The 14,215-nt window shown below is 67.2% G+C and carries 14 protein-coding genes; 12 read left to right on the forward strand and 2 right to left on the reverse strand.

Going from position 1 to position 14,215, the window contains the following annotated elements:
- Positions 1 to 240 precede the first annotated feature (240 nt).
- From fusA to G7B67_RS00585, 9 genes are all read left to right on the forward strand, one after another.
- Positions 241 to 2,304 (forward strand): elongation factor G, encoded by a 2,064-nt coding sequence (gene fusA / locus G7B67_RS00545; RefSeq protein ID WP_166206202.1) that lies wholly within the window; start codon positions 241 to 243, stop codon positions 2,302 to 2,304.
- Positions 2,305 to 2,479: 175 nt separating this feature from the next.
- Positions 2,480 to 2,869: an HU family DNA-binding protein gene (locus tag G7B67_RS00550; protein ID WP_166206830.1), complete on the forward strand. Its 390-nt coding sequence runs from the start codon at positions 2,480 to 2,482 to the stop codon at positions 2,867 to 2,869.
- Between the two features lie 568 nt (positions 2,870 to 3,437).
- Complete coding sequence (locus tag G7B67_RS00555) at positions 3,438 to 3,776, forward strand: NIPSNAP family protein (RefSeq protein ID WP_166206205.1); 339 nt, start codon at positions 3,438 to 3,440, stop codon at positions 3,774 to 3,776.
- A gap of 10 nt (positions 3,777 to 3,786) precedes the next feature.
- Positions 3,787 to 4,179, forward strand: a complete 393-nt coding sequence (locus G7B67_RS00560; RefSeq protein WP_166206208.1) for a thioredoxin family protein — start codon at positions 3,787 to 3,789, stop codon at positions 4,177 to 4,179.
- 142 nt (positions 4,180 to 4,321) lie between these two features.
- The gene (locus tag G7B67_RS00565) at positions 4,322 to 4,762 is read left to right on the forward strand and encodes a hypothetical protein (RefSeq protein ID WP_166206211.1); all 441 of its coding nucleotides are present in this window, start codon (positions 4,322 to 4,324) and stop codon (positions 4,760 to 4,762) included.
- An 86-nt stretch (positions 4,763 to 4,848) separates the two neighbouring features.
- Positions 4,849 to 5,418, forward strand: coding sequence for a DUF1439 domain-containing protein (locus G7B67_RS00570; RefSeq protein WP_166206214.1), 570 nt, complete (start codon positions 4,849 to 4,851; stop codon positions 5,416 to 5,418).
- A complete protein-coding gene (locus G7B67_RS00575; protein WP_166206217.1) occupies positions 5,415 to 6,146 on the forward strand; it encodes a hypothetical protein in 732 nt (243 codons plus the stop codon). The genes G7B67_RS00570 and G7B67_RS00575 overlap by 4 nt, the downstream gene beginning before the upstream one ends.
- Positions 6,147 to 6,327: 181 nt before the next feature.
- Positions 6,328 to 7,563 (forward strand): hypothetical protein, encoded by a 1,236-nt coding sequence (locus G7B67_RS00580; RefSeq protein ID WP_166206220.1) that lies wholly within the window; start codon positions 6,328 to 6,330, stop codon positions 7,561 to 7,563.
- A 14-nt stretch (positions 7,564 to 7,577) separates the two neighbouring features.
- On the forward strand, positions 7,578 to 8,378 hold the full coding sequence (locus G7B67_RS00585) for a glycosyltransferase family 2 protein (RefSeq protein ID WP_166206223.1): 801 nt from the start codon (positions 7,578 to 7,580) through the stop codon (positions 8,376 to 8,378).
- A gap of 47 nt (positions 8,379 to 8,425) precedes the next feature.
- Here G7B67_RS00585 and G7B67_RS00590 read toward each other — a convergent pair whose 3' ends face one another.
- Together G7B67_RS00590 and G7B67_RS00595 are read right to left on the reverse strand one after the other, a co-directional pair.
- The gene (locus G7B67_RS00590; RefSeq protein WP_166206226.1) at positions 8,426 to 10,702 is read right to left on the reverse strand and encodes a DUF5916 domain-containing protein; all 2,277 of its coding nucleotides are present in this window, start codon (positions 10,700 to 10,702) and stop codon (positions 8,426 to 8,428) included.
- A 227-nt stretch (positions 10,703 to 10,929) separates the two neighbouring features.
- Entirely contained in the window at positions 10,930 to 11,394 is a 465-nt protein-coding gene (locus tag G7B67_RS00595) for an SET domain-containing protein (protein WP_166206228.1), read from the reverse strand.
- A gap of 132 nt (positions 11,395 to 11,526) precedes the next feature.
- Here G7B67_RS00595 and G7B67_RS00600 point away from each other — a divergent pair, with 132 nt between their 5' ends.
- The 3 genes from G7B67_RS00600 to sufB all read left to right on the forward strand — a co-directional run bounded on the left by G7B67_RS00600 (position 11,527) and on the right by sufB (position 14,098).
- Positions 11,527 to 12,111, forward strand: coding sequence for a hypothetical protein (locus G7B67_RS00600; RefSeq protein WP_207780838.1), 585 nt, complete (start codon positions 11,527 to 11,529; stop codon positions 12,109 to 12,111).
- 74 nt (positions 12,112 to 12,185) lie between these two features.
- Positions 12,186 to 12,632, forward strand: a complete 447-nt coding sequence (locus G7B67_RS00605; RefSeq protein WP_166206231.1) for an SUF system Fe-S cluster assembly regulator — start codon at positions 12,186 to 12,188, stop codon at positions 12,630 to 12,632.
- An 8-nt stretch (positions 12,633 to 12,640) separates the two neighbouring features.
- A complete protein-coding gene (gene sufB / locus G7B67_RS00610; protein WP_166206233.1) occupies positions 12,641 to 14,098 on the forward strand; it encodes a Fe-S cluster assembly protein SufB in 1,458 nt (485 codons plus the stop codon).
- Positions 14,099 to 14,215 lie beyond the last annotated feature (117 nt).

Consider the following 14,215-nt stretch of genomic DNA (forward strand, 5'->3'; position numbering starts at 1 on the left):
GAACCGCAGGGTACGCCGCCGGACGTGAGCGGGATGGCGACGGATTCGCGCCGGCGCGATCGTGGCGACGTCGCCATCGCATCGCTTGACCCCCGCCCCGGCGTGCGGGAGTCTCTTGCTCCCGGCACCCGCCTGCCGGTACCCGCCATGACCGCCCGCCGAGCGCCCGCTCGGACGGCAGCGCTTCCGCAGCGGACAGCCATGACGGCCTTCGACCCCAACCACGGGAGCAACGGCCTCATGTCCTATTCCACGCAGCAGATCCGCAACGTGGCCCTCGCGGGCCATCCCGGCGCCGGCAAAACCATCCTGTTCGAAGCCCTGCTGCATGCCGGCGGCGCCCTGACCACGGCAGGCACCATCGAGCGCGGGACCACGGTGTCGGATTTCGATCCGATCGAAAAGGACCGCGGCCATTCCATCGATGCGGCGATCGCCAGCATCGACCACGCGCCGGCCGGCCAGCCGCCGGTGCACGTCAACCTGATCGATACTCCCGGCTACCCGGACTTCCGTGGCCCGACGCTGTCGGCGCTGACGGCGGTGGAAACGGTCGCGATCGTCGTCGATGCGGACACCGGCATCGGCCACGGCACCCGGCGGATGATGGAATACTCCGGCGCGCGCAGGCTGTGCCGGCTGATCGTGGTCAACAAGATCGACCATCCCGGCGCCAAGCTCGGCGAGCTGCTGGACGAACTGCGCCGCGCCTTCGGGCCGGAAGTACTGCCGCTCAACCTGCCGGCCGAAGGCGGCAAGCGCGTGGCCGATTGCTTCCGCCAATCCAGCGGCACCAGCGACCTGGGGCCGGTGTCCGACTGGCACCAGAAGATCATCGACCAGGTGGTCGAGATCAACGAGACAGTGATGGACCATTACCTGGACCTCGGCGAAGGCGGCCTTTCCGGGCAGGAACTGCACGACGCCTTCGAACAGTGCATGCGCGAAGGCCACCTGGTGCCGGTGTGTTTCGTCTCCGCGCGCAGCGGCGCCGGCGTGATGGAACTGCTCGACGTGTTCGAGCGCCTGTTGCCGCATCCGGGCGAGGCCAATCCGCCGCCGTTCGTGAAGGGCCAGGGCGACGGTGCGACGCCGCTGGAAGCGACGCCCGATCCGGACGCGCATGTCATCGCCGACGTGTTCAAAATCAGCAACGACCCGTTCGTGGGCAAGCTCGGCGTGTTCCGCGTCTACCAGGGCACGGTCCGCCGCGATTCGCAGCTGTTCGTCGACGACGGCAAGAAACCGTTCAAGGTCGCGCACCTGTTCAAGCTGCGCGGCAAGGACCATGTCGAGATCGCGCAGGCGATTCCCGGCGACATCGCCGCGGTGGCGAAGGTCGAGGAGCTGCATTTCGACGCGGTGCTGCACGACAGCCATGACGAGGACCAGATCCACCTGGCGCCGATGGAATTCCCGCGGCCGATGTTCGGGCTGGCGGTGACGGCCGCGCACAAGGGCCAGGAGCAGAAACTCGCCAATGCCCTGCACAAGCTCGCCGAGGAGGATCCGGCGTTCGTGGTCGAGCACAACATGGAGCTCAACGAGACCGTCCTGCGCGGCCTGTCCGACCTGCACCTGCGGGTGATGCTCGACCGGCTGAAGGAAAAATACGGGGTCGAAGTCAGCACCCGTCCGCCGCGGATTGCCTACCGCGAAACCATCAGCGGCAAGGCCGAAGGCCACCACCGGCACAAGAAGCAGACCGGCGGCGCGGGCCAGTTTGGCGAGGTGTTCCTGCGGGTGGAACCGCTGCAGCGCGGCGCCGGCTTCGAGTTCACCGACGAGGTCAAGGGCGGCACGATTCCGGGGCAGTTCATTCCCGCGGTCGAGAAAGGCGTGCGCCAGGTGCTGGCCAGCGGCGCGGTGGCGGGCTATCCGCTGCAGGACGTGCGCGTCACCGTGTTCGACGGCAAGTTCCATCCGGTCGACAGCAAGGAGGTCGCCTTCGTCACCGCCGGCAAGAAGGCCTTCCTGGACGCGATCGCCAAGGCCCGGCCGCAGGTCCTGGAGCCGATCGTCGACCTCGAAGTCGCGGCCCCCGAGCAGCACATGGGCGACATCAGCGGCGGACTGGCGTCCAAGCGCGCGCGCATCAACGGCACCGGTTCGGCGCGCGGTGGCGAGATCGTGGTCAAGGCGCAGGTGCCGCTGTCGGAGCTCGAGGGCTATGCCGCCGAGCTCAAGTCGGTGACCGCCGGGCGTGGCCGCTATGCGCTGGATTTCAGCCATTACGAGCCGGTTCCACCGCAGGTGCAGCAGCGGCTGGTCGACGCCTGGCGCCCCCGGCACGAGGAGGATTGACGCGTTTTCCGGCGGCGCGAAGGCACCGGATCGGAACCACCGCGCCGCCGGGATGAAAAAACCCGCGAAAAACCGCCTCGCGGGGCTTGGCGGCGCGTTGCGCATCGCCTACATTCCGCAGGCCGAGGGGAATTCCTGGCGAACCCATCCATCTATCGAGTACCACGGGACACATATGGCGAAGAAGAAAGCCGCAACGAAGAAAGCCGCTCCGAAGGCCGCCAAGTCGGCCGCGAAGCCGGCCGCACCGAAGCCGATCAAGGAAGCACTGGGCAAGTCCGGCCTGGTCGCGCACATCTCCGAGAATTCCGGCGTGGCGCCGCGCGACGTGCGCGCCGTGCTGTCGTCGCTGGAAGGCGCGGTGCATGGATCGGTCAGCAAGAAGGGCGTCGGTTCGTTCACCCTGCCGGGCCTGCTGAAGATCACCGCGGTCAACGTTCCGGCCAAGCCCAAGCGCAAGGGCATCAACCCCTTCACCAAGGAAGAGCAGTGGTTCGCGGCCAAGCCGGCTTCGGTCAAGGTCAAGGTGCGTCCGCTCAAGAAGCTCAAGGACGCCGCTGCCTGATCCATCGGCAACGCGTCGCGGGCGGTTCGTCCGCCTGCAGGAAGGGCCGGTTTCGACCGGCCCTTTTTTGTGGCTGCCGCTGGGGTGTTTTCTGCTAAAGCTTGGATCCAGTGCCTGCTCTTTTGTCGCCACAAACAATGAGGCAACGGCAACTCGTCCTGCGGACGTCGTCAGATCAAGCCCAAGGCTTTCGCGCTTCGCGCGAGTGACTTTTGTCTTGGCAAAAGTCACCAAAACCGTTTGCTCCTGACAGCCGCCGGAGACGGTGAAGCCGTCCCCGGTGCCCTGCGCTTCTCGGCACGGGCGGCACGGCGCCCAAACTCGCTGCGCTCAGACATGGGCGCCTCTGCGGCCCCCCGCGCCTGCGATGCTCGGCGGCCTTTAAGTCACAAGAGGGCAGTAGCCGCAGCAAGAGCAACGGCAACGGCCATGGCCAGGCCATGGCCACGTCAACACCAATCAAGAGGCCGGGGGGAAACCAGCCGAGCCAGGCTTTTTCTGCCTCGGTGGCTTCCGATTTCACAGTGGATGGCTGGCGCGGCTGCTTGTTGCCGCTACCATGCCCGGCATGGCACGCGCCGTCGAAATCCGCAGTTACCAGCTCAAGCCCGGCCGCCGTGGGGACTTCGCGCGGCTGATGGAAACCCAGTCGCTGCCGATGCTGCGGCGCTGGCATGTCGATGTCGTCGCCTGCCGGCCGTCGGCGCACGACCGCGACGCGTATGTGCTGATCCGTGCCTACGTCGACCTGGCCGAACGCGAGGCCAGCCAGGAGGCGTTCTACGGCAGTGATGAATGGCGGACGGGCCCGCGCGAGGCGATCCTGGCGGCGATCGAAACCGACACCTCGATCGTGCTGCTGCTCGACGAAGCCACGATCGATGGCCTGCGGCGCGCGATCGACTGAGCGACGCCGCATGTCCGGATCGGAACTGCCCGGCTTCTTTTCCCGCTTCCCGATGCAGGCGGTGACCAGCGCCACCCTGGACACACGGCTGGCCGACGACGAGGGGCTGCGCATCCTCTTCCTGTGGGGCGGCGACTGTCCCAATTGCGACATCGCCAAGGCGCAGCTGGCGCAGTCGCCCGCGGCCTTCGCCTGGCCGGACGTGCAATGGCTGCACGACAACGTCTACGACGATCGCGCGATGGCCACGCGGTTCGGCTTGCATGGCATCCCCACGTTCCTCGTCTTCCGCGGCAGGAAGAAGCTCGGCCGCATCAGCCCCTGGCCCGGCCCGGACGCCTTCATCGCCGCGATCGACAGCGTGCGCAGGCCATCCGGGCCAGCGCCGGATCGTCCTTCGTAGGAGCGCCGCCAGCGCACAATCCGGCGTGTGGGCGCCTATCGTGCGCCGGCCCGGCGCGCTAGCATCGCGCGGTCGCCGTCCCCCGCGGCGACCTCATTCCCCATTACGGAGCGCGGCCCCGAAGGGTGGTCGCGGACACAGGATGGACAAGACCATGGGCGACAAGCGCTTCTGGGTGTGCGGGATCGTGGTGTCGATCGCTGCCTTGCTGCTGGATTTCGTCGTGCATGGCTGGTTGCTGCAGGGCGATTACAACGCGCTGGTCGCCGCCGGCCTGATGCGCGACCAGGTATCGGCGCAGGCCTACCTGCCGTACATGCTCGCCGCGCACGTATTGATCGGCTTCGGCCTGACCTGGCTGTATCGCATGGGCATGCACCCCAATCGTCCGGCGCTGGGCCAGGGCCTGCGTTTCGGCGCCGCGATCGCGGCGGTCGCCACCGTGCCGGGCTACCTGATCCATTACGCCGTGCAGCCGCTGCCGGCCGCGCTGGTGCACAAGCAGCTGGTGTTCGGCACGATCGCCACCCTGCTGCTCGGCCTGTTGCTTGCATGGTTGAACCCGGGACGAAGGACGCTGTGATCGCCCGGAACGTCGCTGCCCGCCTCGCCACCCCACTTTCACCCATGCAGCCCGATGGTGTCGGTCCCGACCGCTGGAGCAGGCCCATGCGACTGATGCGTACCCTGGGCCTGGCCTTCGCCGCCGCCGGCGTGCTGGCTGCCTGCACCAGCATGGGCGCGATCGCCGGGTTGCTCGGCAACCAGATCTCGCTGGGTGCACCGCAATTGCAGGGCTACCTGGATACGCGGTTTCCGCGCGATTACGACAAGCTCGGTGGCCTGGTCACGCTCACCGTGCTGCATCCGCGCCTGAGCATTCCGCCCGGCAGCCATCGCCTGCGGCTGGACTTCGACGTGGGTTTCGGCGCGCTCGGGCGCAACAGCCAGCAACCGGCCGGGCATTTCGCGGTCGCGAGCGGATTGCGCTTCGATGCACGTTCGCTGGGCCTGCACCTGGACCAGCCCACGCTGGAGTCGGTCGATGTCCCCTCGCTCGGCGGCGCCATGGGTGGCACCGGGCGTGAACTCATCAGCCGCTGGCTGGCCGATTACGCCCGCAATGAACCGGTCTACAAATTCGACGGCAGCCTCCTGCAACGCCTGGGTGCGCGTCGAATCGGGGCGACCACGATCGACGACGGGCGGGTGGTCGTGCACCTGGATCAATCGCGATGAGCCTTCCGCGCACAGCCGCACTGGTCGTTCTGCTGGCATCGCTCGTCGCGATCCTCGGCTGCAACCCGAACCCCGGCACCGGCAATGGCGACGCCGATCCCGGCGCGGCCAGCGAAGATCAGGTGATCCTCCCCAAGCCCGCGCCCACCGGCGGCTCGGTGACCGGGATGCCGGCGAAGCCAGGCCCCAACCCGGTCGGCGAGGCGCTCATTGCCCAGGGCGCCGCGGTAACCGACGCGGTGCCCCCAGGTAATGCATCGGCAGCCCTGGCGAATGTCAGCGGCGATATCACGATGGAAGGAAGTTCCGCGGGCGTGGCTCCCAGCGACAGCTCGATACCGGTCACCGGCGCCGAGCCTTCGGTGCAGGACGCGCTCGCCGTGATCGCCGATTACTACGCGGCAATCCAGCACCACGATTACGCGCATGCCTGGGCGCTGTGGTCCGATGGTGGACGCAGCAGCGGCCAGACGCTGCAGCAGTTCGCCGACGGCTTCGCCAATACCGATGCGGTGAGCGTGCAGCTGGGTGCGCCGGGGCGCATCGATGCCGCCGCGGGTTCGCGTTATCTCCAGGTCCCGGTCACGATCACCGCGACGCTGCATGACGGGGCCACGCGGCGTTACATCGGCAGCTACACGCTCCGGCGCGCGGTAGTCGATGGGGCCAGCGCCGACCAGCGCGCGTGGCATATCGGTTCGGCAAGCCTGCGCGCGGTGGAGCCCTGAGGCTGCCGCCATGCGCAATTGGCGGCCTTCATCGGGACTCGGCCGGCTGGGATCGCATCCCAGTCCGATCCACGAAAGTGGGCGGGATCGTACGATCCGATGATGCCAACGGGACGGCGTGTCGCCCGACCCATGCAAAATGGGCACAACGGCAGCGCCTGCGCCTAACCAGAATGAGCTGATGTCGCTTTCAATACTCGTCGCCACGCCGCCTGGATACAACCCGGGCATGTCAGCGGTCGAAACGGGCCTGCGTCTTTTCCTGCGCCGGCATCGGCTGGAATCTTCGGCGACCGTCTATCGGGTGCACTCGATCGAGGATCGGGTGCCCAGCAAGGAACGTACGGACACAGCGCTCCTGGACGCTGCCGCAAGTTCCGGGCTGGCCTGCCGCGATTTTTCCCAGCCCGGGGAGCGGGAACGGTTCCTCGCGGCAGATCGCATCCTGTACTGGGGCGATTTCCTGCACATGGCCCAGTACCTCCGCGCGCTCCAAGGCATCGATTCACGCTTGCGTGACGCCGCGAAGGCAGCGGCCGGACCGTCGATCAACGATGACTTGTTGATGTCCGGCACGCCGGATCCGGTACTTGCCCGCACCTGTTCGTTCGGCACCACCCTGCTGTTCAACACGATCGAGGATGAATCCTCGCCTGGTTATGGCGCCGCGTTGAGGCGCTTCATCGCCGGGGCACGTCGGTTATGGGTGCGCGATGTGATCTCCGCCGGCAAGCTGGCACGCCTGTCTGGGGACTATCGCACCGGATTCTGGGGCGGTGACTGCGCACAGGCGATTGATCGGGACGGACTGGCGTCGCTTTACCCGTCATGCGCGGGAACGGCGACTGCCGACGTTGTCGGCTGGTTCGTCGGGCGCGGCGGCGGCAGTCGGGACGTCATCGGCGACGTGGCGCTTCGGTGGGCAACGGCACTGGGCCTGCAACGGCACTGGTTGCCTTGGGGATCCCGCTCCGCGTTTCCGGCGCTGGCCGCCGGCGAGGGGCATCCGACGACCTCGTTTCCTTCGCTGCTGCGCAGACTGCTCGAATGCCGGATGGTCGTGACGGACACCTACCATCTCGGGGTCGTGGCCTGGACGCTCGGGATTCCCGCAGTGATGTTCTTCAACCCGTTCTCGCCCGCTGCGCAAAGCGTCAACAGCGGCCGCAATGGTTACTGGCGCGACAAGCGTGAAGTCTTCTACAGCCAGTACGACATCCTGGATTTCCTGATCCGTCCGGAAGAAGCCGCGGACGCGGCCGCTCTTGCCGCACGCGAAGCGCGCATCCTTGCCAAGGCCGGGGATGACGCGCTGGTCCATGCGATCTCGCAAGGCGTTCGCGGCCACGCACAGGCGGCAAGCGCGGACCTCGCGATGGCGCTCGCCGGAGACCGAGCCGGAGTTCCGGCCGCGTGAGGATCGTTGCCTTGATGACCGTCCGCAACGAGGCGCTCTACCTGCGTCGCTGCCTGTCCCACCTCCTGGAGCAGGGCATCGATGTCTGTGTGATCGACAACGATTCGAGCGACGGCAGCGCCGACATCGTGCGGGAGTTCGCCGGGCGCGGCATCTTCCTGGAACGGTATCCCTATCCGGGCTACTTCGATCTCGAGGGGATCCTTCGCAACGAGGAGCGCCTTGCTCGGACACTCGATGCCGACTGGTTCATGCATTACGACGCGGATGAGATCCGCGAAGCACCCGAGCCATTCGCCTCTTTGCGTGAGGCCATCGAAGCCGCCGATCTCGAAGGATTCAACGCGATCAATTTCGACGAATTCCTGTTCTTCCCGACGTCATGCGACGAGCGGTACGAGGGCACGGATTACGTTGCCGCGATGCGCAGGTATTACTTCTTCGCGCCGCGGGAAAATCGCCAGGTAAAGCTTTGGAAGCGGACAGGGAGTCCTGTTGACCTCGTATCTACCGGTGGCCACGCCGCGGTGTTCGAAGGTCGCAAGATCCATCCATCGCCCTTCATCCTGCGCCATTACGTCGCGTTGAGCTATTCGCATGCTGTGGAAAAATACACACGCCAACGCTCGTATTCGCAGCGTGAGGTTTCAGAGCTTGGATGGCATGGCGTTCGATCGCGCGTGCGGACTGCCGTCGACATCGTCCTGCCGCCAGCAGACAGGATGCACACGCTGGTGGGAAGGCAATTCGATCGCTCGCGCCCGGAGCCGAAGCATCTGTTCTTCGCCACCCCGAAGGCGGCCGGCAGCCCCTAGGCACGGCTGGCACCGGCTTCTGGCCGCTGCTTCGCGCCTGTTGCCGACTAGAGCTCGAACCGGTAACTCAGCTTTACCAGCAACTGCTCGCTGTCGCGCAGCGAGAACGCATCCCCCAGCAAGGGACCGACCTGCTGCGCGTACGCCTGGGTTCCGGCGCCGCCGCGCACGTAGGCGATATAGAGGTTGGACAGCGGCGCCAGCTCATAGCGATAGCGGATCTGAAACCCGAGGTTGCGCAGGCTGAAGTCCGACACCGGCTCGTCGCTGGCCACCGCCGCCCCGTCCGGCGCCACGCGCCACGCCTGGCGCACGCGCGCATCGAGCGCGATCGTCTCCAGCTTCACCCGCAGTTCCTGCTTCGGGCTGATGATCCATTGCACGCCGCCGTTGAGCGACAGCTGGTTGGCGCGGTAGCTGGCAAGCAGGTTGCCGGGAGCGTCGACGGTCGGCGGCTGCAGCAACCAGTCCGGGTTGTGCAGTGCTAACAACCCCGCCGAGAAACTCAGGTTGTCGTTGACGAAATACGTCGGCTCGAAATCGAGCTCGATCGAACCATGCGCCGGCCCATCGAGCCCCTCGGCCGCGTACCGCAGGTGCCAGTAGCGCGACCAGCGACCCTTGCGCGGCGTGAAGCGCTCGTAGAACCCGTAGAGTTTGCCGGGTACGTCGACGACGCCGTTGCCGCGCGTGACCAGGTCGTCGTGGCCGGCGCTGAAGTACGCCAGCTGCATGAAGTCGTTGCCGCCGTTGCGCAGGTCGCTGGCCACCTCGGCCTGGGCGGCGTCCGACAGGCGCACGCCATGGTCGTTGCGGCGCGCGGCGAAGGTGTAGCGCCAGTCGTGCGCGGCGTACCGCGAGGCGGCCGGAAGCCCGGTCTCGCGATGCGCGAACTGGTAACGCAGGTAGTTGTAGTTGTTGCGTTGCAGGTAGCCGAAGTCGTTGAGCTGCAATCCGTCGCCCAGGTGCTCGGCATAGAGCTGCTGGCGCCACTGGTTGCCCAGGTCCTGGTCGACCAGCACCTGCACGCCTGTGTCCCGTGTCGCCTGGCCCTGCGGCTGTATGTCGCTGCCGACGACAGTGGTGCGGATGCCGAGCCGGGGATTGGGATTCCAGCGATGGTCGAACTCGTAGACGGTCGCCTCGCGATCGAGGAACGGACGGTCGACGCGCGTCACCATCGCGCCGATGCCCTGCGAATCGAAATCGCGCGTGGCGCGCATCGCGTAGAAGTCGCGGCCGACCTCATCGGCTTCGGTGGCGGCGAACAGGCCGTAATTGATGCCCGCCGCGCTGCCGTTGAGTTTCACCGCGGCAGTGACGTCGCCGGCGCCGCTGCCGTCGTCGGCGGGGCCGCCGACGCGGCGGGTGTAGATCAGACGATCGGCGCCGAGTGATCCGAACGGCACATCGAAGAACCCCTGGTTCTCGGTGAAGAACGGACGCTTGTCGCTGAAGAAGGTCTCGACCGCGCTGAAATTGACCACCAGCTGGTCGCTCTCGACCTGGCCGAAGTCGGGATTGAGCGTGGCGCTGAGCTGGAAGCCGCCGTTGGGCTTCCAGAAGACGTCGGCGCCGGTATCGAAGTCGCTCCGGCCGCGAATGTTGTCGAAGACGCCGACGGCGAACGGCGTGATCGCCAGCAGTGACTGGCTGTAGGCGGGGATCTCGATCGGCGCCAGCACCGACAGGAACCGCGGCTCGGCGAAGGGCACCGCGGGCCACGACATGCGCTCGCCGGTCACGCCCACGACGCGATCGATCGAGACGCCGATCGTGCGCTTGCCTCCCTTGCCCGCGCGCATCGGGGCGGCGTTCCAGGGGATCAGCAACTCCACCGACCAGCCTTCGGCATCGTCGCTGACGGCGTGCCGCCAGTTGCCATCCCAATCGGTGCTGAACTGGTTTTGGTTGGTGATCGTGGCGTCGATGATGCTGTCGGACAGCAGCACCGTGAAGTTGTAGCCGGTGCGGCCGTCGCCATCGAAGTCGACATAGAGGTTGACGCGGTCGGCCTGCGCTCCGGCATCGCGCTGCGCGACCTGGCGCGTGCGCGGCACGCTCGCAGGCTGGGTGTTGTGCATCGCGATCGCCAGGCCTTCGGGCGTGGCGAGGATCCAGCCTTCGGTCGGATACGGTGCCGGCGCCTTCGACGCCGGGACGGTCAGGCGGAAGTCGGTGACATGTCGCGCGCCGGCCCACTCGGCCGGATCGATGCGGCCGTCGATGACGACGCGACTCGCGTCGACGGGATGGGTGTCCTGCGCCCGGGCCGGAGGTGCCAGCGCGGCGCCGATGAGGGCGAGCAGCAACAAGCGGCGCATGCGCGGGGACTCCAGCCAGTGGCGCGCAGCCTACGCGCCAGCGCCCGCGCTGCCGCCTGACGGAAGTCATGGCAACCCTTTGCATGGCTTGCGCATCCGCCCTGCGCTACGCCCGGGTCCCGGTAGGAGCGGCTTGAGCGGCGAGCTTCCGGCGGTCCTGGTGCAGTCAAGAGCTCGCGGCTGGAGCCGCTCCTCCGCGCGGCAGCCGCTCCTGCGGGGAACGCCGCTCAGCGCTTGGGCTTGAGCATCGTGCCGGTGCAGTTCTTCGCGCCGCAGTGGCAGGCCCAGATCTTCTTCATGCGCGCGGTGTGCGGCTCGTCCAGGGTGATGCCGTAGTCGTAGGTCAACTCGTCGCCGGGCCTGATCGCGCGCTTGGCTTCGATGAAGACCTTGGACTTCTTCGGGTCTTTCTCGTTTTCCTCGAGCACCGCTTCGCAGTTGGGATTGCAGCTGTAGTTGATCCAGCGCGCGCTGTTGCCGCCGAAGTTGGCGTCGATCACCCAGTCGTCGTCCAGCGTGAACAGGAAGGTATGGCCACTGTCCGCCGCGCCGGTGTCGCCGGCATCGACCTCGGCATGGGTGCGCCGCTGGCCCTTGTATTCGACGATGCGTTCGCCCTTGGCGATGGGGACCAGCGCGAACACGCCGTTGCCGTGGATGGCGGATTTGCGGGCGACGATCTTGCGGGGCATGCGTTGGGTTCCGTGCTGGAGTCGGCCATTGTCGCCCGGAGTGGCGTGACGAAGCCATGGCCATGGCCGCTGCGCGCCATGGCTTGCGTATTGGCGCTTGTCTCCTCCTGCACCACGACCATGATCCTTCCGTTGAACCGCCCCGCCCTGCCCCTGACGTCGATCGGCACCATCATGCTCTGCGCCGCCGTCGTGACGGCCACCGCCGGCTGCAGTCGCGGCGTCGCCCCGGCGAGCGCCGAACCTCGCAGCGACGCGGCTGTTGCTGCGGCCGGCGCCAGGGGCGGCGAAGCGGACACCCTCGCCCGCGGCGAGTACCTCGTGCGCATGGGCGGCTGCAACGACTGCCACACCCCGGGCTGGAACGAGAGCGGCGGCACCTTGCCGACATCGCAATGGCTGGTCGGTTCGCCGCTGGGCAACCACGGCCCGTGGGGCACGACCTATCCGGCCAACCTGCGCTTGAAACTGGCCGATATGGATGAGGCGGGCTGGATGCAGTACAGCGCCAACCTGCATACCCGCCCGCTGATGCCGGACTTCACCCTGCGCGCGATGCATGAAGACGATCGCCGCGCGCTGTACCGCTTCGTGCATTCGCTGGGCCCGGCGGGCCAGCCCGCACCGGCCTACCTGCCGCCCGGCGCGACCCCGCCACCGCCCTACCTCGATCTCGTACTGCCGCCGCCCCAGCCACCGGCGCCAACCGGTACCTGACCCGGCCGCCGGGAGTGCTTGGCCCGGGGACGGGGAAATCGTACAATTTCGGTACGCTTTCTCCGGCCAGGGCCATGCTCCGCGTCACCAAGCTCACCGATTACGCCACCGTGGTCCTGACCGTGCTCGCCGCGCGGCCGGACGACGTGCTCAGCGCGACCGAACTGGCCGAGCAGGCCGGACTCGAGGTCCCCACCGTCGCCAAGCTGCTCAAGCCGCTGGCGCAGGCCGGGCTGGTCGCGGCCTTCCGTGGCAGCAACGGCGGTTACCGGCTGGCGCGCGCCGCGAGCGACATCTCGCTGGTGCAGATCGTCGAGGCGATGGAAGGCCCGCTGGGGATGACCGAATGCAGCCTGCATGACGGCGCCTGCGGCATCGAATCCTCCTGCGGCGTGCGCGCCAACTGGCGCCGGATCAACGACGTCGTCGCCGATGCCCTGCGCGAAGTCACCCTGGCGCAGATGCTGGCCCCGCCGCCGCGGCTCCCGCGACGCATCCCCGCCACGCTGGCCACGGCCTGAGGCACGACATGGGCATCGAAACCACCGTGGTTGAAAACGCCGGGATCATCGAGCAGCTGGGCCGTCGCTACGACGCCGGCTTCGTCACCGACATCGAATCCGACGCGCTCCCGCCGGGGCTGGACGAAGGCACGATCCGCGCCCTGTCCGCGCGCAAGCACGAGCCGGAGTGGATGACGCAGTGGCGCCTGGACGCGTACCGGCACTGGCTGACCATGACGCCGCCGCACTGGGCGAAACTCGAGATCGCACCGATCGACTTCCAGTCGATCAGCTATTACTCCGCGCCCAAGGGCCCCAAATACAAGTCGCTCGACGACGTCCCGCAGGAACTGCTGGATACCTACGACAAGCTCGGCGTGCCCTTGCACGAGCGCGCCAAGCTCGCCGGCGTCGCGGTCGACGCGGTGTTCGATTCGGTGTCCGTCGGCACCACCTTCCGCAAGGAACTGGCCGACAAGGGGATCATTTTCTGCTCGATGTCCGAGGCGATCGCCGAGCATCCAGACCTCGTGCGGCAATACCTCGGCAGCGTCGTGCCGACCGGCGACAACTATTTCGCCGCCCTCAACGCCGCGGTGTTTTCCGACGGCAGCTTCGTGTTCATCCCCAAGGGCGTGCGCTGCCCGATGGAGCTGAGCACGTATTTTCGCATCAACGCCAGCCACACCGGGCAGTTCGAGCGCACGCTGATCATCGCCGAGGAGCGCTCGCACGTTTCCTACCTGGAAGGCTGCACCGCGCCGATGCGCGACGAGAACCAGCTGCACGCGGCGGTGGTGGAGCTGGTGGCGCTGGACGATGCCGAGATCAAGTATTCGACGGTGCAGAACTGGTATCCCGGCGACGAGAACGGCGTCGGCGGCATCTACAACTTCGTCACCAAGCGCGCGCAATGCCGCGGCGCGCGCAGCAAGGTGACCTGGACGCAGGTCGAGACCGGTTCGGCGATCACCTGGAAATATCCCAGCTGCGTTCTTCTGGGCGACGACTCGGTCGGCGAGTTCCATTCGGTCGCGCTCACGCACCATCGCCAGCAGGCCGACACCGGCACCAAGATGATCCATGTCGGCAAGCGCACCAAGAGCAAGATCGTCAGCAAGGGCATCAGTGCCGGCCGCGGGCAGAATTCCTACCGCGGGCTGGTCAAGGTCGAGCGCAGCGCGGTCGGCGCCCGCAACCACACCCAGTGCGACTCGCTGCTGATCGGCAAGCAATGCGGCGCGCACACGTTCCCGTACATCGAGGTCAAGCATCCGTCGGCGACGGTCGAGCACGAGGCGACCACCTCGAAGATCTCCGACGACCAGCTGTTCTATTGCCGCTCACGCGGGATCAGCGAGGAGGACGCGGTGTCGCTGATCGTCGACGGCTTCTGCAAGCAGGTCTTCCGCGAGCTGCCGATGGAATTCGCGGTGGAAGCCAAGAAGCTGCTGGAAGTCAGCCTGGAAGGCGCCGTCGGCTGACCCGGCCGTGGTGGGCAGGCGCGGCGCCAAGCGCGAGCTCTGCCGTACCCGCCATCGCCAGCCACAGACTTCCCGGACAAAAAGCCCGCGGCTGGAGCCGCTCCTACCAAAGAATCC

The organism is Cognatiluteimonas telluris, assembly GCF_011320095.1.
Lineage (GTDB): Bacteria > Pseudomonadota > Gammaproteobacteria > Xanthomonadales > Xanthomonadaceae > Cognatiluteimonas > Cognatiluteimonas telluris.